Source organism: Bradyrhizobium sp. SPXBL-02 (assembly GCF_051853065.1).
Classification (GTDB): Bacteria; Pseudomonadota; Alphaproteobacteria; order Rhizobiales; family Xanthobacteraceae; genus Bradyrhizobium.
Genome location: NZ_CP182474.1, coordinates 5,192,812 through 5,209,832, shown reverse-complemented (window position 1 = coordinate 5,209,832; position 17,021 = coordinate 5,192,812). Strand labels below are relative to the sequence as shown.

Genomic DNA, 17,021 nt, shown 5'->3' with positions numbered 1-17,021 from the left:
GAGGGAGCGTTCATGCGCTCCACGGCAACGGAGCGATCGTGACCGATGTAGTCTTGCGCAAACGCCTTGGCATGATCACGCCGTCCTCCAACTCGGTGCTCGAGCCCGTCACCAGCGCCATGCTGGCCGGTGTCTCCGGCATCACCGCACATTTCTCGCGCTTCCGCGTCACCGAGATCGCGCTCGATGCCGCCGCGCTGAGCCAGTTCGATGCCTCGGTGATGTTGCCGGCGGCCGATCTGCTGGCGGATGCCAAGGTCGACGCGATCGCCTGGAATGGCACGTCCGCAAGCTGGCTCGGCATCGGCCGCGACCGTAGCCTGTGCGAGGCGATCATGGCGCGCACGAATGTTCCGGCAACGACATCGACGCTGGCCTGCATCGATGCGGCGCGCGCGCTCGGCGCCAGGCGCATCGGCCTGGTCTCGCCCTATACCGACGACGTGCAGCGGCGCATTGCCGACGTCTGGGCCGAGGAGGGGATCACCCCGCATGCCGAGCGGCATCTCGGCTTGCGCGACAACTTTTCCTTTGGCGAGGTCGCGCCGGCGTCGATCGCAGGCATGATCCGGGCGGTGGCGGCGGAGGGGGCTGACGCCATCGTCATTCTCTGCACCAATCTCGATGGTGCGGCGCTTGCGGCCACGCTGGAGCGGGAGCTGGACATCGCCCTGCTCGATTCGGTCGCGGTGACGCTGTGGCGGACCCTCGGCCTCGCGGGCGGAGATGTGACGGCCCTTGCGCAATGGGGGCGGATCTTCCACACAATGCAAAAGATCAAGTGACGGAGACATCAGTGACGCAGCTCGACCTCGCCATCCGCGGCGGCACCATCGTGACAGCCAGCGACGAGTTTCGCGCCGATATCGGCATTCGCGACGGCCGCATCGTCAGCATCGCCGATCGTATCGAGGGCGCGGCCCGCGAGATGGATGCGACGGGTCTATTGGCGCTGCCGGGCGGCATCGACAGCCACGTCCATATCTCGCAGCCTTCGGGCCCCGACGTGGTGATGGCCGACGACTTCGCCTCGGCGACGCGCGCGGCGGCGGCCGGCGGCAACACCATGGTGCTGCCCTTCGCGCTGCAGGAGAAGGGCACCTCGCTGCGCAGCTGTGTCGAGAACTATCGCAAGCTCGCCGAAGGTGAGTGCTACATCGATACCGCCTTCCATCTCATCATCTCCGATCCGACTGCCGTGGTGCTCGGGCAGGAGCTGCCGGCCCTGGTCAAGGACGGCTACACCTCGTTCAAGGTGTTCATGACCTATGACGACCTCGTGCTCAGCGACAAGCAGCTGCTCGAAGTCTTCGACGTCGCGCGCCGCGAGGAGGCGCTGGTCATGGTCCATTGCGAGGGCTACGACGCCATCCGCTTCCTCACCAGCAAGCTGGAGCGCGAAGGTCATCTCGCGCCGTACTATCACGGCACCTCGCGGCCGCAGGCGGTCGAGCGCGAGGCGACGCACCGTGCCATCAGTCATGCCGAGGTGATCGGCGTTCCCATCATGATCGTGCACGTCTCCGGACGCGAGGCGATGGAGCAGGTGCGCTGGGCCCAGCAGCGCGGCCTGCCCGTTCACGCCGAGACCTGCCCGCAATACATCACGTTGACGGCCGATGACATGAAGGGCCTCAACATGGACATCACGGGCGCGAAATATGTCTGCTCGCCGCCGCCGCGCGATGTCGAGAGCCAGGAGGCGATCTGGGAAGGCATCGCGTCGGGTGTGTTCCAGACCTTCTCGTCCGATCACTGCCCGTTTCGCTACGACGATCCCAAGGGCAAGCTGACGCCGAACGCCCGCACCTCGTTCCGCTGGGTGCCGAACGGCATTCCCGGCGTCGAGACGCGGCTGCCGATCCTGTTCTCTGAAGGCGTCTCGAAGGGCCGCATCACCCTGCAGAAGTTCGTCGAGCTGACGGCGACCAACCACGCTCGCATCTACGGCCTCTATCCGCGCAAGGGCTCGATCGGCGTCGGCTTCGATGCCGACATCGTTCTCTGGGATCCCAAGTTGAAGAAGCCGATCCGGCAGGCCGAGCTGCATCACGGCGCGGACTACACGCCCTGGGAAGGTTTCGAGGTCACGGGATGGCCGGTGACGACGATCGCTAGGGGAGAGGTGGTCTGCAGCCAGGGCCGCATCGTCGGCAGCAAAGGCGCAGGCCAGGTGCTGAGCCGGGGCAAATCGAGCCTGATCTGATCGAGCTCGACGCGGTGCCACCGCGTTCTGGAGCACGATGAAATTAGGATTGATTTGCTGCGACGACGGAGGTGCGCTCCCTCTCCCGCTTGCGGGAGAGGGTGCTTCCGCAATGGGACAATCTCCAAGAGGAGAAAGCCCTCACCCGGCGCTTCGCGCCGACCCTCTCCCGCAAGCGGGAGAGGTGACCGACCCGCGGCAATCGATTCAACCTAGATCGATCGCGCTTCAGAAGGTCGCGGCGATTGCAGCGAGGCGTTGATGGGCCCGTTCACGGGCGGCATCGATCGGCTGCTGCGGTCCCGTGGTTGGACCGATCAACACGAAACGGACATTGCTGATCCCGATGAAGCGCAGGATTTCCCGCAAGTAGGGCGTTGCCATATCGATGCGACCGCGGTTCATGCCGGTGGCGAAATCGCTGCCGCTGGCGATGATCACCAGCGTCGGCCGGTCCTGCAGCAGCGGAAGATATCCCTGCGATGGATCGAATCGAAAGGTGAGACCGGGCTGGACGATGATGTCGAACCATTGCTTGAGCTTGTAGGGAAGGCTGAAGTTCCACATCGGGGTCGAGATCAGCACGCGATCGGCGAGCGAGAAGCGCAGCGCCATTCGCTCGGCCTCGGCAAAGCTGTCGCGTTGCGCGTCGGTGAAGCCTTGAGCCTTCATGCGCGCATATTTGGCTTCGACGATAGGGCCCGTGAACTCCGGCATCCGCTCACGCCAGATGTCCACGACGTCAACGTCCCAATCCGGCCGAGTCTGGCGGAAGCCATCGAGAAAGACGCGCGCGCCGGCGGTCGAGACGGACTCGGCGCGCGGCGAGCAGGACAGGTGCAGGAGCTTTGCCACAGCTCATCCCAGCGCTCTGATGACGGTGTCGGCCCTGGTCACGATCGCGACGTTCTGCATGGCGAAATTGATCGAGGCGTTGTGCCAGTCGGCATTCATGGTCGAGCAGCAATCCTCGGGGACGATCATGAAATAGCCCTTGTCGGCGCCGGTCCGCGCGGTGTGCTCGATCGACATGTTGGTCCAGGCCCCAGTGTTGATGATCATGTCGCGGCCGGTCGCTTTCAGGATCGTCTCGAGGCGCGTGCCTTCCCATGCGCTCATCCGCATCTTCTCGACGACGAAATCGCCGGGCCACGGCTCGAGGCCTGAAACCGGGGCCGCGCCCCAGCTTCCGCGCACCATCGCCTTGCTGTCGACGAGGCCTTCGAACAGCGGCGCGTTCAGCGTGACGCCGGGCGCGCCGGGCTCGACGACGAACCAGACATGGATGATGGCGACGCCGCGGGCGCGTGCGGCTTCCGCCAGGCGCCGCACATTCTCCACGACATGCTGCTGCTTGGCGTGACCCGGCGCGCCGGACTCGGCGAAAGCGCCGCCGTCCATGATGACGTCGTTCTGGAGATCCTGGATGATCATGGCGCAGCGTTGCGGATCGAGCCGCATCTCGCCCTCGGTCAGAATAGGCGCGGCTGGCGATGAGCTCGGGCTTGTTCCGCCACCAGCGCGCCGGCCGCTCATATAGGGCTCATGCCGCGGGCCGACCTTGGTCGGGATCGCATACACCGAACGCGTGGAGGTGAGATAGAGCGTGCGGAAATCCGGCCCGCCCCAGGCAAGGTTGGCGACGAGTTCGGGCAGGCGGACCTTGCCGAGCAGTTCGCCGCGCGGCGAAAAGACCCAGACGCCGCCGGGCGCGGTAACCCAGACATTGCCGTGCTGATCGCACTTCATGCCGTCGGGCAGGCCGGGCTCGAGCTCGGACTTGATGCCGCTCGCAAACACGCGTGCATTTGACAGCGAGCCGTCGCTGTTGACGTCGAACACGCGGATCAGGGCTTGCACGGTGTCGTTGACATAAAGCAGCTTCTCGTCCGGCGAAAAGCACAGCCCGTTCGGCTGGTCGAACAAATTGCGCTCGACCACAAGCTTCGGCTCGCCGCCGGGCACGAGGCGGTAGACGCCCTGGAAGCCGAGCTGGCGCGGCCGCTCGACACCATAGACCGGCATGCGGCCATACCAGGGATCGGAGAAATAGATCGCGCCGGATGAATGCACGCAGACGTCGTTCGGGCTGTTGAGCTCCTGGCCGCCGAAATGCGAGGCCAGCACCTCGCGCCGTCCGTCCGGGCGTTCGCGAACCAGCGACGAGGTCGCGTGCTCGCAGACGATCAGATTGAGCTCGGCATCATAGGTCATGCCGTTGCATTTGTTCGACGGGCGTTTGACCTCGACGACGCCGCGCCGCGCATCCCAGCGCCGCCGCACGTCGCCCGGCATGTCCGAGAACAGCAGATAATGATCGACCGGGTGCCAGATCGGCCCTTCCGTGAAGTCGAAGCCGGTGCCGATCTGGGCGACCGGCGCATAGGGATCGATCAGGGTCTCGAACTCGCTTCGCAGGGTGACATGCGTCATCGGTCGATCCTCGACATTTCAAGCCGGGAACCAGTTGCGCTGGGGCAGCGATTGAACAATGGGGCCGGGGACCTGATCATGCAGCCGCCCCACGACATTGCCGCCTTCGATCTTGGCGGGCCGGTCGTGGACCGGGAGCAGGTAGCGCGAATTGCTGAGCAGCTTCTTGATCGCCGCCTTCTCCGCGCGCTTGGTGGTGCCATGGTTGCCGGTGGTGCGCGGCTCCCAATCGTGGATTTCATGGAAGGGCGTGACGATCTGGTCGTTGAAATCGTAGATCACGTCGCCGCATATGGTCGCGATGCCGTCGGCGGTGTGGACGATGATGTTCATCGAGCCCTCGGTGTGCGCGTTAGCGGCGTCGCAATAGACGCCGGGCATCAGCTCGATCGGTCCGGTGATTTCGAGATCCAGGAAGCGCAGCGCGCTCTTGGTGTGCAGGCGGTCGATCAGGTGCTTGATGTCGGGCGCCGGATATTGCGGATGCATCAGGCCCGAGACGGAATATTCGAGCTCCTTGCGGTTGAGCACGACGGTCGTGTTCATCGGGAACAGATCGTCCTTGCCGGCATGGTCGATGTGCAGATGGGTGTGACAGACGAAGCGGACGTCGCCCATGCGGACGCCGTGGCGGGCGAGCTGGTTCTCGATCATGTTCTCATGATACTGGAGTCCCCGCATGCCCAGCGTCTCCATGATCTGGTTGGAGCGATAGCCGGTGTCGACCACGACCGGATAGGGGCCGCCGAGGATCAGGAAGCCGAGGGTGAGGACGCGGCGGGTGCGGCCGCAGTCGCGACCGAGCACCAGGAAGCTCGATTCCAGCTCGATATCGCCGTAGTCCAGGATCTTGATCTCCAGCGCCATTCGTTTCCCTCCTGTCTCGTTTCTTGTCTGTCAAAGCCGATAGACGCGCGTTGCCGTCGTCCTGAAGATCGCATCCTGTTGCTCCGCACTGAACGGGGCGGCGGCGGCGCGAAAGGCTCCGACGAGCTCGCGATAACTGGTCCACAATTTCTCGATCGGAAAGTTGGAGCCGAACAGGCAGCGCTCGGCGCCGAAGATCGCGACGGTATCGGTGAGCACGGCGGCGATATGCGCGGGATCGTTGCGGTGGATGAAGGTGCCGAGCCCGGACAGTTTCGAGACCACGTTCGGACAAGTCGCGATCCGGGCCATCCCGGCGCGCCAGGCGGCCCGTCCAGCCGGCGAGAGATCCTCGAGCATGCCGGCATGCTGGAGGATGAAGGTCACGCCGGGACAGGATTCGGCGAGCTGCGCAGCATCCGGCATCTGCGGCGTGAAGACCTGGAGGTCAAAACTCCAGCCGTAATCGGCCAGACGCGCGACGTTACGACGGATCACGGGATCGGCGCAGAGATCCGGACGCGCCGCGAAGCGATAGAGCGGGTTCTCATGCCAATGCAGCTGCATACGTACCCCGCGCAGCAGTGGGTAGCGCTTGAGGCGGTCAAGCTGCGGGCGGACGTCGTCGGCCGCGAAATTGGCGTAGGCGACGATGGCGTGCGGCCAGCCGTGTTCGTCGGAGGTGCGCTGCACCCAGGCTGCCTCCTCCTCGAAATGCTCGGGCGCCCAGTTGGTCTGCACATAGACCGAACGGGTGACGCCGCTGCCCTCGAGATCGTCGAGATATTCCTGGATCGGATAATCGCGCCGGATCGGCTCGTACGGTCCGAAGATTCGAGGCTGCATCGGGCCGATCAGCCAGGGTAGGTCGGCCTGCCGCCAGATGTGATGATGGCCGTCGACAATACCGTTCACGCAGCTCTCCTTCCCAGTGCCAGGACGTGGGCGACGATGGATGCGCTCGATCCGCCGTCCACGAGATCGTCGACGAAGCGTTCGATCGCGACCAGCGCTTCGGTCTGCGGACGGAAGCCGGGGCCGGTCGCGAGCGGCGTCAGCCAGCTCAGGCGCCAGGCCCGCCGCGATAATTTCGCGACGGCGTCGCGAAGGGCGTCCGGCTCGCCGCGCTCGAGCCCGTCGGACACGATGATCACGGCGGCGCCGCGGGCGTAGCCGCCGAACCGTGGGACCGCCAGGAAGGCTTGCAGCGCGTCGCCGATCCGGGTGCCGCCGTCCCAGTCGCTGACCAGATGGGCCGCGGCGCTCAGCGCCTGCTCGCGGCGTTTCAGCCGCAGCACGCGGGTGACACGGGTCAGCCGCGTGCCGAAGGTGAAGACCTCGACGTTAGGCGCAGCCTGCACCAGCGCATGCGCAAGCTTCATGTTCTCCTCGGTGCGGCTTTTCATCGAGCCGGAGACGTCGATCAGCAGCAAGACTTTGCGCGGCCGTTGCCGCCGCCTCATGTGGCCGAGGCGCAGGATCTCGCCGTCGCTGCGGACGCTGTCGCGCAAGGTGCGGCGGAGGTCGGCGAAGGGGCCGCGGCGCGCGCGCATTCGGCGGTGCCCGCGCCGCCGCGGCAGACGCCGCGGGGCCTCGCGGGCCAGGCGCCGGAGGGCATCGGTCGTGGAGAGCTGCGCGAAGCGGCGCTCGACCAGCGCCTCGGCGCGCGTCGCGGTCAGACCGGACTCGTTGGCGTCGTCGGCGAGCAGGGGCTCTTCGTCGCCGCGACCTTCCTCCTGCAGGCGGACGGTCTCGTCGTCCTCGCCGTCTTCGGCATGCTCGATCGCCTCGCTGCCGCGGAAATGGAGGTCGAACAGCCGGTCGAAAGTGGCGCGGCGCTCGGGCGGCGGGGCGAGGGTGGCGAGCGCGGATTGCCTGATGTCGTCGAGCTTGCGCGGTCCGAGCAGCGCGATCGCGGCGAGGAAGGCGGTGGTCTGCTCCGGCGCGACGGCGAAGCCGTTGGCACGCAACAGCGCGGCGAAGGAAACAAAGGTGCGGGCCGCGCGCGGGAGCTGCGGTTCAAGGCTCATGCGGTCGCCTCCGCGAGCATGGCATCGAGCCGCGGCGCGATGAAGTGCAGGTCTTCTTCGTCCTTGAGCGCCACGCCTATCGAGCGTTTGAAGGCATCAGGCCAGCGCGCGCCGCCCTTGTTGAGCAGGGTCGCGGCCTCGGCCCAGTCGACGGCTTCGGCGATGCCGGGCGCCTTGCTCAGCGGTTCGCGCCGCAATCTCTCGACGGCCGCGACGACGGCACGGGCCGTGGCTTCCGCGACGCTGGATGCGCGCATCATGATGATCCGCGCCTCCCGCTCGGCGCTGGGATAGTCGATCCAGTGATAGACGCAGCGGCGGCGCAAGGCTTCGTGCAGATCGCGGGTCCGGTTCGAGGTCAGCACGACGACGGGACGCTCGGCCGCGCGGACCGTGCCGCGCTCGGGAATGGAGATCTGGAAGTCGGAGAGGAATTCGAGCAGGAAGGCCTCGAACTCCTGGTCGGCGCGGTCGATTTCGTCGATCAGAAGCACGGTGGAATCGGGCGCGCGCAGCGCGGCCAGCATCGGCCGCTCGATCAGGAAGGTCTCGCCATAGATGTCGATGCTCTCGTCGCCGGCCTGGCGGATCGCCAGCATCTGGCGCGGATAGTTCCACTCATAGAGCGCGGCAGAGGCGTCGATGCCCTCGTAGCATTGCAGGCGGATCAGGCGGCGGCCGAGCACGGCGGCAATGGCTTTTGCGGCTTCCGTCTTGCCGACGCCGGGCGCGCCTTCCAGCAGCAGCGGCTTTCCCAGCGCAAGACCGAGATAGGCGGCGGTCGCAAGTCCCTCGTCGGCGAGGTAAAAGGCTGCCCGCAGCGCCTTCTCCAGCGCCTCGGGGCTGTCGATGCCGACGATGTTGCTGCGAACCGCCACCGCCGGTCCTCTAGCGCCGCGCCTGCGGCTGCGCGCCGCCCTGGGACTTGATCGCGCGCAGCACCTTTTCCGGCGTGATCGGCAGGTCGTCGATGCGGACGCCGACGGCGTTGAAGATCGCATTCGCCACCGCCGGCAGCACCGGGTTGGCGCACATCTCGCCAGGGCCTTTTCCCCCGAATGGACCATCAGGGGCGGGACGCTCCAGCACGGCAATATCATGCGGACAGATATCACCGGGACCGGGCATCAGATATTCGACGAAGTCGCGAGGCCCGTGGACGGGATCGGGATAGTATGGCTCCGGCGTCTCGTAAAGTGCGTGGCTGACGCCCATCCAGGCGCCGCCGACGAGCTGCTGCTCGACCAGCCGCGGATTGAGCGCGCGGCCGAGCTCATAGGCGGAGTCCATTCGGACCATCGCGACCTCGCCGGTCTCGTCATCCACCTCGACCTCGGCGACGAGGCAGGCATGGGCATAGCAGGTCGCCGGTGACATCTCGCCGGTCTCAGGGTCGACGTCCGACAGCGGCACGAGGAAGATGCCGCGGCCGGAGATGGTCTTGCCCTGCTTGAACTGCGCGGCGATCGCGACGTCCTTGGTCGAGATCGAGCGGTGCGGCGCGCCCTTGACGTGGATGTTGCCGCGGCCGTCGGTTTCGAGATCGGCGGCGTTGACCTCGAGCTCCTCGGCTGCCGCCTCCATCATCACGCCGCGCGCCTCGCGGGCGGCGGCCATCACGGCGTTGCCGACGCGGTGGGTGCCGCGGGAGGCGAACGAGCCCATGCAGTGCGGGCCGGTGTCGGAATCCGCGGTGTCGACATAGACGTCCTCGACCGGAACGCCGAGCGTCTCGGCGCAGATCTGCCGGGTCACAGACTTCATGCCCTGCCCGAGGTCGATCGACGACAGCGCCACGGTGAACTTGCCGCTGGGATTGGAATGCACCAGCGCTTGGCTCGGATCGCCGCCGAGATTCATGCCGATGGGATAATTGATCGACGCCATGCCGCGTCCGCGATGCCTGGTCATCTCAGCGCCTCCTGGTGCCGAACACGGATGAGAACCGGGTCGCGCCGTGTGATGGCGCGGCCGGGCGCGGCGGGGGAGGAGGCGGCGCCGGCGGCGGTGGCTCCCGCGTCGCAGTCGTCGGCGCGCGGTCATAGCTCGTGCGCTGCTGCGCCGGCGCGGCTGGCCGCGCCCGCGAATCCGTCGGTGTCGGCGGGATCGCGGCGCGGCTGCCGCCGCCGTCCTTGCGCGAGGAGGCGCGCCTGAACTCGTCGCGGATCGGCCATTTGGCCTTCTCGGCGGCAACCTGCACGCACTCGATCAGTGCGGTGTTCTTGGCCTCGCGCCGGTGCGCCTTCATGTCGCCGTCGCGATAGGCGTTCAGAATCCGGAACTCCATCGGGTCCATGCCGACGAGATTGGCGAGCTTGTCCATCTGGCATTCGATCGCAAAGTCCATCGCGGTGACGCCGAAGCCGCGCATGGCAGTCGCCGGCGTGCGGTTGGTGAAGACGCAATAGACGTCGCCATAGACGTTCGGGATGGTGTAAGGCCCCGGCAGGTGCGCGGCGCATTTCACCGCGGCATAGCTCGACAGCCGCGTATAGGCGCCGCTGTCGAAATAGGCGCGGATCTTGCGCGCCACGATGCGGCCGTCGCGCATGACGCCGTCCTTGATGTAGATGCGCTCGGCGCCGCGCGGCGGGCCGTATTGCATCTCCTCCTCGCGGCCGAACACGTAACGCACGGGACGCCCGGTCAGCATGGCGCCGAGGATCGCGAGCGGTTCGGTCAGCGTATCGACCTTGCCGCCAAAGCCGCCGCCGACGGTGCCGCCGATGAAGTGGAAGGTGTTGGAGGGCACGTCCAAAATCTTGGCGCAGGTGTCGACCGAGAAGAACAGCGCCTGCGTCGAGGTATAGACGACGTAGCGGCCGTTAGTGTCGGGCGCGGCGATGGCGCCGTTGGTCTCGGTCGGTGCGTGCTCGATCGGCGACATCTGGTAGCGCTGCTCGAGCACGTGGTCGGCGGTTGCGAGCGCCGCATCGGCATCGCCAAAGCGCAGACGCTGGTGATCGTAGACGTCGTGATAGATGAAGGCGTTCTTCGGATAGGTCTCATTGACCACGGGTGCACCCGGCTTCAGCGCATCCTCGACGTCGAACACCGTCGGCAGCGGCTCATAGTCGATCTTGACCTTTGCGATCGCCTCGAACGCCTCGCGCTCGCTGTCGGCGACGATGGCGAGGATCGGCTCGCCCTTGTAGCGGACCTTGTCGACGGCCAGCGACGGCTCGTCGTCCTTGCCGAAGTTGATCAGGCTGAGTAGCGTGTTGAGGTTGCGTGGTACGTCGGCGCCGCGGATGATTCGGCGCACGCCGGCCGAGCGCTCGGCTTCGGTGGTATCGATCCGGCGCAGCCTTGCATGGGCCTGGGTCGAACGAACGACCTTCAGGTGCAGCATGCCCTGCAGCTGGTGGTCGTTGAAATAGCTGGACGTGCCCGTGATGTGGCCGAGCATGTCCTGCCGCTGCGTGCCCTTGCCGATTTCCTTCAGGTTATCGTCGCGCTCGTCGGCAAAAATGTCCTTGCGCAGTTCCAGCATGGTCGCGTTCCCTTACGCGCTGACCCGGCCGCCTGCGGCGGCCAGGATGGCATTGATGATCGGCTCGTAGCCGGTGCAACGGCAGATGTTGCCGGAGATCGCCTCGATCACGTCGGCCCGGCTCGGGGCGGGATTGCGTTCGAGCAGCGCCTTTGCGGCCATCAGCATGCCCGGCGTGCAATAGCCGCATTGGGCGGCGAAATGGTCGGCAAAGGCGCGTTGCAGCGGATGCAGGTTCGGGCCCTGCTTCATGCCGTCGAGTGTCTCGACCGAGCGGCCCGCGACGGTCTCGGCGAGCGTCAGGCAGGAGAGGTGAAGCTCACCGTCGACGAGGACGCTGCAGGTGCCGCAGCCACCCTGGCCGCAGCCGAATTTCGGGGTCATGTCGCCGATCAATTCGCGCAGCGCGACCAGCAGATTGGTGCCGCCGTCGACGAAGATCGCGACGTCGCGGCCGTTGTGGTGAAATTGCAGGGGGATTTTTGTCATGGCGATCTATTCCTGTCCCGACAGCAGGCGCCGCAAATGCACGCCGACGATCTCGCGGCGATACCAGGCGCTGCCGAGCGCGTTGTCGGATGGCGATGTTCCTTCCGTTGCCGCCGATGCGGCGGCTGCGATGGTCGCGGAATCCAACGAGCGGCCCTCCAGTGCGCGCTCGGCCGCGCGGGCGCGGATTTGCGTCGGCGCCATCGAGCCCAGCGCAATCCGCGCACCTGCGATCCGTCCGCCGCTGACCGGCAGATGCGCGGCGAGCGTGATCACCGAGCCGCCCTTCGGCTTGATGCGCGCGATCTTGCGATAACGGAACGCCTCGCTGCTGGCCGGCCGCGTGCAGGACACCGACAGCACCAACGTCCCGGCCTGGCGCTCGCGCCCCTGCAGAAACTCCTCAATCGGAATATCGCGCGAGCCGAAGCCGCCTTGCACGGCGACTGTGGCATCGAGCGCCAGCAGCGCGACGGTGAAATCGCCGTAAGGGTTCGGCGCGAACAGATTGCCGCCGACCGTGCCCATGTTGCGCACGGCGGGACCGCCGATCGAGCGGGCAGGGGCATGCAGGAAGGCGAGGTCGCGCTCGGCGAGCACGCGCGCGAAGGTGACGCCGGCGCCGAGCGTGACGCGCGGACCCGAGGCATCGATCCGCGTCAGTGCCTGGTCCTGCGCCCGGACGATCGTCGAGATCGACACGTCGCCTTCGTTCAGCGCGCGCATCACCAGCGTGCCGCCGCCGAGATAGCGCGCGCTACGGTCCGACGACAGCGCGCCGGCCGCCTCGCTCGCATTCGTAAAGGTCTTTACCGTCACGGCCATGGCTCAAGCGGCCTCCTTCAGATGGCGGCGGATCGCTTCGAATCCGGCCTGATAGATGTCTTCGGCGACCATGTGAGTGATGCGGTCCTTGTCCTCCGGCTTCGTCGTGAATCGCGACTCCCAGTGCCAGAAGGTGCGGTCGCCGTCGGTCACCGGCAGCAGACGGACGTGGGCGACGTAGTTGAACATCGGGACCGGCGTATCGAGCAGGCAATAGCTGAAGGTCTGCTCGAGATCGGACAGCGCCAGCAACTGCTCGCGGAGCTCCGAGCCGTCCTTGAGCTTGAACCGCCTGACGCAGCCGATCTTGTCGGCGGATTGCGCGCGTTCGATCGAGGAGGTCGCAACCGCCGGGTGCCAGCGGTCGTGCCCGTTGAAATCGCGCAGCACGTCCCACACCGCGTCGGTCGGTGCGTCCAGGATCGTGCTCTTGACGATATGCGGCACGGCTAGCCTCCGAACACGCGCTTCAGGGCGTCGAAGCCACCCTGGAATACGCCGCCGCCGATGTTGCTGACGAGCTCGGTCTCCCGTTCCGGCGCGCAGTCGAATTCCGCGGTCCATTCCACAAAGGTCTGGTCGCCGTCGGTGACGGGCGTCAGTCGCAGGGTGGCGACGTAGTTCTCGACGCCCATCGGCGATTCCAGGATCGAATAGGTGCAGAACATGTCGTAGTCGGAGAGGCCGAGCAGCTTTTCGCGGATGCGGTCACCGTTGCGCAGCCGGAAATCCCTGACACAGCCGATCTTGTCGGCGGGCTCGCCGCCCTCGATCCGGCTTTCGGCGATGGCCGGATGCCAGTTCGGCAGGCCGTTGAAATCGCGTACCCGCGCCCAGACGCGGTCATTGCGGGCGTTGACGACAGTGGAGACGTAGACGCGGGCCATCGCTCAAGACCTCAGCTCTTCTTCCGCGGCCCGCGCTCGGCCGGCGGCTCGCCGCCCTCGGCCGCGGGCGAGGAGGCCGCCGGCTTGTCGCCACCGCCACCACCTCCGCCGCTACCCTTGCGCGCGGCCTCCTTGATGCCCTGCATGTCGCGGGCCTCGCGGATCAGCCCCGGCATCTTTGCGAGACTGCCGCCCTCGACACCGATGTCGGACAGGATGGAGTCGATCAGCGGCGCCTGGACCCGGTAGCGCAGCGCCGAGTCGATCACCTCGTCGGTGGCGCTGCGGCCGCCATTGCCGTTGCCGTGGCCGTTGCCATTGAGGCCGTCGACCTGGAGGATGCGGATGCCCTCGATCTTCTCCATCGGCTTGACACTCTCGCGCACGATGCCCTCGATGCGGTCGAGCAGTTTTCTGCGGAACAGCGAGTAGCGCGCCTGATCGGTCAGCACGTTCTCGGCCTCGTTCAGCATGCGCTGCGCCTCCGCCTCGACCGCGGCGCGCACACGCTCGGCCTCGGCCGCGATGCGGGTCTCCTCCGCCTGTTTCTCCGCCAGCAGGACCTCGACGGTCTTGCGCCGCTTGGCGATCTCGCTCTCGCGGGCGGTGACGACGCGCTCGGCGGCTTCGGTCGCCCGGATCCGTGCCTCCTCGGCGGCGGCGCGCGCGGCGGACTCCTCCAGCGACTTCTGATGGATGGCGATGGCCTTCTCCATCAGCACCGTCTCGACGTCCTTCTCGCGATTGACCTCGAGCTTGCGCAGCTCGCGCTCGCGGCCGATGCGCGCCTCGTCGAGGCCGCGGTCGGAGGCGATGCGGGCACGCTCGACCTCCTCGCGCGCGGCGATCTCGGCTTCCTGCAGCGACTGCACGCGGGCGACCTCGAGTTGCTCGATCGCACGTCGCCGCTCGATGCGGGCGGCTTCCAGCGCCTGCTCGCGCGAGACGTCGGTGGTCTCGACCTCCTTGCGCGCGACGATCTCGGCTTGCCGGACCTGGCGGTCGGCGTCGATCCGCTCGGACTTCTTGGTCGACAGCGCGATGACGCGGTCCTCGTCCGCGATCTCGATCGCCTTCTTATGCTCGATGTTGAGCACTTCGCGCTTCTTGGAGGAATTGATGCGCTCGGCCTCGAGCGCCAGATCGACCGTGACGCGCTGCCGCTCGATGGCGTCGCGCCGCTTCAGCTCGGCCGCCTCGAGGAGGCCAGTCCGCTCGATCTCCAGCGCGCGTGTCTCGCGTTCGGCCTGGATCCGCTCGGCCGCAACGGCCTTCTCCTGGGCGATGCGGGCCGCCTCGATCGCCTCGCGCGAGGCGATGTCGGCTTCCTCGACGGCGCGGTTGCGGGCGATCTCCAGCGAGCGCACGCGCTCCTCCTGCGCGATACGCGAGGCTTCCGTGGTCTCGCGCGCGGCAATGCCGGCGACGTCCAGTGCCTGATTGCGCTCGATCTCCAGCTGCCGCGTGTTCTGCTCGGCGGCGATGCGCTCGGCCGCCAGCGTCCGCTCCCGGGCGATGCGGGCGGCCTCGACCGCGCGATGGGCCTCGATCTCGGCCTCCTGGATGGTCCGCACCTGCTGGATCTCCAGCGCGCGGGTGCGCTCGTCGGAGGAGATGCGCTCGACATTGACGATCATGGTCTGAGCGATGCGGGCTTTTTCGGTGGCTTCGCGGGCGGCAATCTCGGCCTCGTCGACCGCGCGCGTGCGCTCGATCTCACGGCGGCGCGTCTCTTCCTCGTTGGCGATGCGGGCGTCGGTGACGACGCGGTCCTGCTGGATGCGTGCCTTTTCGATGGCCTCGCGCGCGGCGATCTCGGCTTCCTCGACCGTGCGCATCCGCTCGATCTCGCGCTGGCGGACTTCGCGTTCGGAGGCGATGCGGGTGGTGTCGATCGAGCGCTGGTTGGCGATCCTTGTCTTCTCGATCTCCTCGCGCGCCAGCAGCTCCTTCTCCTCGATGGTCCGGGTCCGCTCGATCTCCTTCTGGCGGGTCTCGCGCTCCGAGGCGATGCGGGCCTCGGCGATCGCCTGCTCATTGGCGATGCGGGCGCGCTCGATGGCCTCGCGCGCGGAAATCTGCGCCTGTTCCGCCTCGGTCTCGCGCAGCGCCCGCTCGCGCGCGACTTCGGTGCGCTGAAGCGCACGCCGCATCTCGATGTCGCGTTCCTGCTCGAGGCGCGCAGTTTCGCTCTCGCGCTCGATCTCGAGCGCCTGCCGTTCGGCCTCCAGATTGCGTGAGCGGATCTTGATCATCGAATCCTGCTCGATGTCGTTACGCAGCTTGCGTCTGGCCTCGATGTCCTCCATCAACCGGGTCAGGCCTTCGGCGTCGAACCGGTTCGAAGGGTTGAAGAACTCGAGGTCAGTCTGGTCGAGATCGGTGATCGCGACCGATTCCAGCTCGAGGCCGTTCTGGGCGAGAGCTTCCGCCGCTTCGGTCTTGACCCGCGCGACGTAGTCGCCGCGGCGCTCGTGCATTTCCTCCATGGTCATTTCGGAGGCGACCGAGCGGATCGCGGAGATGAACTTGCCGGCCAGCAGTGCATGCAGCTGCCCGGGTTCCAGGGTGCGGCGGCCGAGCGTCGCCGCGGCGATCGAGACGGCCTCCCGGGTCGGCTGGACGCGGACGTAGAAGTCGGCCTCGATGTCGACGCGCATGCGGTCGCGGGTGATCACCGCATCCTGCTTCGACCGCACGATGCCCATCGGCAGCACGTTCATGTTGACGGGCGTGTAGTCGTGAATGAACGGCAGCACGAAGGCGCCGCCATTGATCACCACGCGTTCGCCGAGGAAGCCGGTGCGGACGAACGAGGTCTCCTTGGAGGAGCGGTGGTAGAGCCAGTTCACGATATAGACGCCAACCACGATCACGATGATCGCGACGATCAGCCAGAGGATCAATTCACCGACCAACATCCCTGACATCTTTCCCTCCCTCGAACCTATCAGGCGTCATCGCGCGCCGATCGCCTTAAATTGCCGCACCTGTTCCGTCAGCGCTCGTTCCACCGGCAGCCGCTCCATCGAGGACGCCCCGTAGAAGCCGTGGCAATGACGGGTGTTCTTCATGATGAAATCGGCGTCCGCGGGATCGGCGATCGGGCCGCCATGCGCCAGCACCAGGATGTCCGGATTGACGCTGAGCGCGGCGGTGGCCCAGGTGTCGATCCGCGCCGGGCAGTCCTTGAGCTTTGGCGCGGTCTGCGCACCGATCGTGCCGCCGGTCGTCAGGCCCATGTGGCAGACGATGATGTCGGCGCCGGCGATCGCCATCGCCGCGGCTTCCTTCTCGCTGAACACGTAGGGCGTTGTCAGCATGTCTTTGTCGTGCGCCTTGGCGATCATGTCGATCTCGAGCGCATATGACATGCCGGTCTCTTCGAGATTGGCGCGGAAGGTACCGTCGATCAGGCCGACGGTCGGAAAGTTCTGGACGCCGGCAAACCCGAGTGCCTTGAGCTGGTCGAGAAAGACGTCCATGTCGCGGAAGGGATCGGTGCCGTTGACGCCCGCCAACACCGGGGTCTGGTCGACCACGGGGAGCACTTCATTCGCCATTTCCAGCACGATGGCGTTGGCATCGCCATACGCCATCAGGCCCGCGAGCGAGCCACGCCCGGCCATGCGGTAGCGGCCGGAATTGTAGATGACGATGAGGTCGACGCCGCCGGCTTCCTCGCATTTGGCTGAGAGCCCGGTGCCGGCGCCGCCGCCGACGATCGGCTCGCCGCGCCTTGCCATGTCGCGAAACCTCTTCAGCAGCGCCGTGCGTTCAAACCTGGCCAT

Annotated in this window: 16 protein-coding genes; 2 read left to right on the top strand and 14 right to left on the bottom strand. The window is 66.7% G+C overall.

Features of this window, described 5'->3' with window-relative positions; translation table 11 throughout:
* Window positions 1-71: 71 nt before the first annotated feature.
* Together ACNJYD_RS24490 and hydA are read left to right on the top strand one after the other, a co-directional pair.
* Window positions 72-785 (top strand): maleate cis-trans isomerase family protein, encoded by a 714-nt coding sequence (locus ACNJYD_RS24490; protein ID WP_439367509.1) that lies wholly within the window; start codon window positions 72-74, stop codon window positions 783-785.
* The gene (hydA, locus tag ACNJYD_RS24485) at window positions 746-2,206 is read left to right on the top strand and encodes a dihydropyrimidinase (protein WP_439363568.1); all 1,461 of its coding nucleotides are present in this window, start codon (window positions 746-748) and stop codon (window positions 2,204-2,206) included. The genes ACNJYD_RS24490 and hydA overlap by 40 nt, the downstream gene beginning before the upstream one ends.
* A 228-nt stretch (window positions 2,207-2,434) precedes the next feature.
* Here hydA and ACNJYD_RS24480 read toward each other — a convergent pair whose 3' ends face one another.
* From ACNJYD_RS24480 to ACNJYD_RS24415, 14 genes are read right to left on the bottom strand one after another with little or no spacing between them, the layout of a single operon-like run.
* On the bottom strand, window positions 2,435-3,061 hold the full coding sequence (locus ACNJYD_RS24480) for an FMN-dependent NADH-azoreductase (RefSeq protein WP_439363567.1): 627 nt from the start codon (window positions 3,059-3,061) through the stop codon (window positions 2,435-2,437).
* A gap of 3 nt (window positions 3,062-3,064) precedes the next feature.
* Complete coding sequence (locus ACNJYD_RS24475; protein WP_439363566.1) at window positions 3,065-4,639, bottom strand: isochorismatase family protein; 1,575 nt, start codon at window positions 4,637-4,639, stop codon at window positions 3,065-3,067.
* A gap of 18 nt (window positions 4,640-4,657) precedes the next feature.
* Window positions 4,658-5,506, bottom strand: a complete 849-nt coding sequence (locus ACNJYD_RS24470) for an MBL fold metallo-hydrolase (protein WP_212256637.1) — start codon at window positions 5,504-5,506, stop codon at window positions 4,658-4,660.
* Window positions 5,507-5,536: 30 nt separating this feature from the next.
* Complete coding sequence (locus ACNJYD_RS24465) at window positions 5,537-6,421, bottom strand: amidohydrolase family protein (RefSeq protein WP_439363565.1); 885 nt, start codon at window positions 6,419-6,421, stop codon at window positions 5,537-5,539.
* Window positions 6,418-7,536, bottom strand: a complete 1,119-nt coding sequence (locus tag ACNJYD_RS24460; protein WP_439363564.1) for a vWA domain-containing protein — start codon at window positions 7,534-7,536, stop codon at window positions 6,418-6,420. Before ACNJYD_RS24460 ends, ACNJYD_RS24465 begins: the two co-directional genes overlap by 4 nt.
* Window positions 7,533-8,414, bottom strand: coding sequence for an AAA family ATPase (locus tag ACNJYD_RS24455; protein ID WP_439363563.1), 882 nt, complete (start codon window positions 8,412-8,414; stop codon window positions 7,533-7,535). Before ACNJYD_RS24455 ends, ACNJYD_RS24460 begins: the two co-directional genes overlap by 4 nt.
* A gap of 10 nt (window positions 8,415-8,424) precedes the next feature.
* Complete coding sequence (locus ACNJYD_RS24450; protein WP_439363562.1) at window positions 8,425-9,447, bottom strand: xanthine dehydrogenase family protein molybdopterin-binding subunit; 1,023 nt, start codon at window positions 9,445-9,447, stop codon at window positions 8,425-8,427.
* A 1-nt stretch (window position 9,448) separates the two neighbouring features.
* Complete coding sequence (locus ACNJYD_RS24445; RefSeq protein ID WP_439363561.1) at window positions 9,449-11,029, bottom strand: xanthine dehydrogenase family protein molybdopterin-binding subunit; 1,581 nt, start codon at window positions 11,027-11,029, stop codon at window positions 9,449-9,451.
* 12 nt (window positions 11,030-11,041) lie between these two features.
* Window positions 11,042-11,518: a (2Fe-2S)-binding protein gene (locus ACNJYD_RS24440; RefSeq protein WP_439363560.1), complete on the bottom strand. Its 477-nt coding sequence runs from the start codon at window positions 11,516-11,518 to the stop codon at window positions 11,042-11,044.
* A 6-nt stretch (window positions 11,519-11,524) separates the two neighbouring features.
* Window positions 11,525-12,343 (bottom strand): FAD binding domain-containing protein, encoded by an 819-nt coding sequence (locus ACNJYD_RS24435; protein ID WP_439363559.1) that lies wholly within the window; start codon window positions 12,341-12,343, stop codon window positions 11,525-11,527.
* Between the two features lie 3 nt (window positions 12,344-12,346).
* The gene (locus ACNJYD_RS24430) at window positions 12,347-12,790 is read right to left on the bottom strand and encodes an SRPBCC family protein (protein ID WP_275501179.1); all 444 of its coding nucleotides are present in this window, start codon (window positions 12,788-12,790) and stop codon (window positions 12,347-12,349) included.
* A gap of 2 nt (window positions 12,791-12,792) precedes the next feature.
* Window positions 12,793-13,230: an SRPBCC family protein gene (locus ACNJYD_RS24425; RefSeq protein WP_128939213.1), complete on the bottom strand. Its 438-nt coding sequence runs from the start codon at window positions 13,228-13,230 to the stop codon at window positions 12,793-12,795.
* A gap of 11 nt (window positions 13,231-13,241) precedes the next feature.
* Window positions 13,242-16,160: a flotillin domain-containing protein gene (locus ACNJYD_RS24420; protein WP_439363558.1), complete on the bottom strand. Its 2,919-nt coding sequence runs from the start codon at window positions 16,158-16,160 to the stop codon at window positions 13,242-13,244.
* Between the two features lie 27 nt (window positions 16,161-16,187).
* Window positions 16,188-17,021 carry a phosphoenolpyruvate hydrolase family protein gene (locus tag ACNJYD_RS24415; protein ID WP_212256624.1) on the bottom strand — a complete coding sequence of 278 codons (834 nt, stop codon included), beginning with the start codon at window positions 17,019-17,021 and terminating at the stop codon, window positions 16,188-16,190.

Excerpts from the sequence above, each read along its gene's own strand:
- hydA (WP_439363568.1), top strand. The coding sequence starts at position 746 with ATGGGGGCGGATCTTCCACACAATGCAAAAGATCAAGTGACGGAGACA.
- ACNJYD_RS24475 (WP_439363566.1), bottom strand. The coding sequence starts at position 4,639 with ATGACGCATGTCACCCTGCGAAGCGAGTTCGAGACCCTGATCGATCCC.
- ACNJYD_RS24440 (WP_439363560.1), bottom strand. The coding sequence starts at position 11,518 with ATGACAAAAATCCCCCTGCAATTTCACCACAACGGCCGCGACGTCGCG.
- ACNJYD_RS24415 (WP_212256624.1), bottom strand. The coding sequence starts at position 17,021 with ATGGCCAGGTTTGAACGCACGGCGCTGCTGAAGAGGTTTCGCGACATG.
- ACNJYD_RS24450 (WP_439363562.1), bottom strand. The coding sequence starts at position 9,447 with ATGACCAGGCATCGCGGACGCGGCATGGCGTCGATCAATTATCCCATC.
- ACNJYD_RS24435 (WP_439363559.1), bottom strand. The coding sequence starts at position 12,343 with ATGGCCGTGACGGTAAAGACCTTTACGAATGCGAGCGAGGCGGCCGGC.
- ACNJYD_RS24420 (WP_439363558.1), bottom strand. The coding sequence starts at position 16,160 with ATGTCAGGGATGTTGGTCGGTGAATTGATCCTCTGGCTGATCGTCGCG.
- ACNJYD_RS24425 (WP_128939213.1), bottom strand. The coding sequence starts at position 13,230 with ATGGCCCGCGTCTACGTCTCCACTGTCGTCAACGCCCGCAATGACCGC.
- ACNJYD_RS24470 (WP_212256637.1), bottom strand. The coding sequence starts at position 5,506 with ATGGCGCTGGAGATCAAGATCCTGGACTACGGCGATATCGAGCTGGAA.
- ACNJYD_RS24490 (WP_439367509.1), top strand. The coding sequence starts at position 72 with ATGATCACGCCGTCCTCCAACTCGGTGCTCGAGCCCGTCACCAGCGCC.
- ACNJYD_RS24445 (WP_439363561.1), bottom strand. The coding sequence starts at position 11,029 with ATGCTGGAACTGCGCAAGGACATTTTTGCCGACGAGCGCGACGATAAC.
- ACNJYD_RS24460 (WP_439363564.1), bottom strand. The coding sequence starts at position 7,536 with ATGAGCCTTGAACCGCAGCTCCCGCGCGCGGCCCGCACCTTTGTTTCC.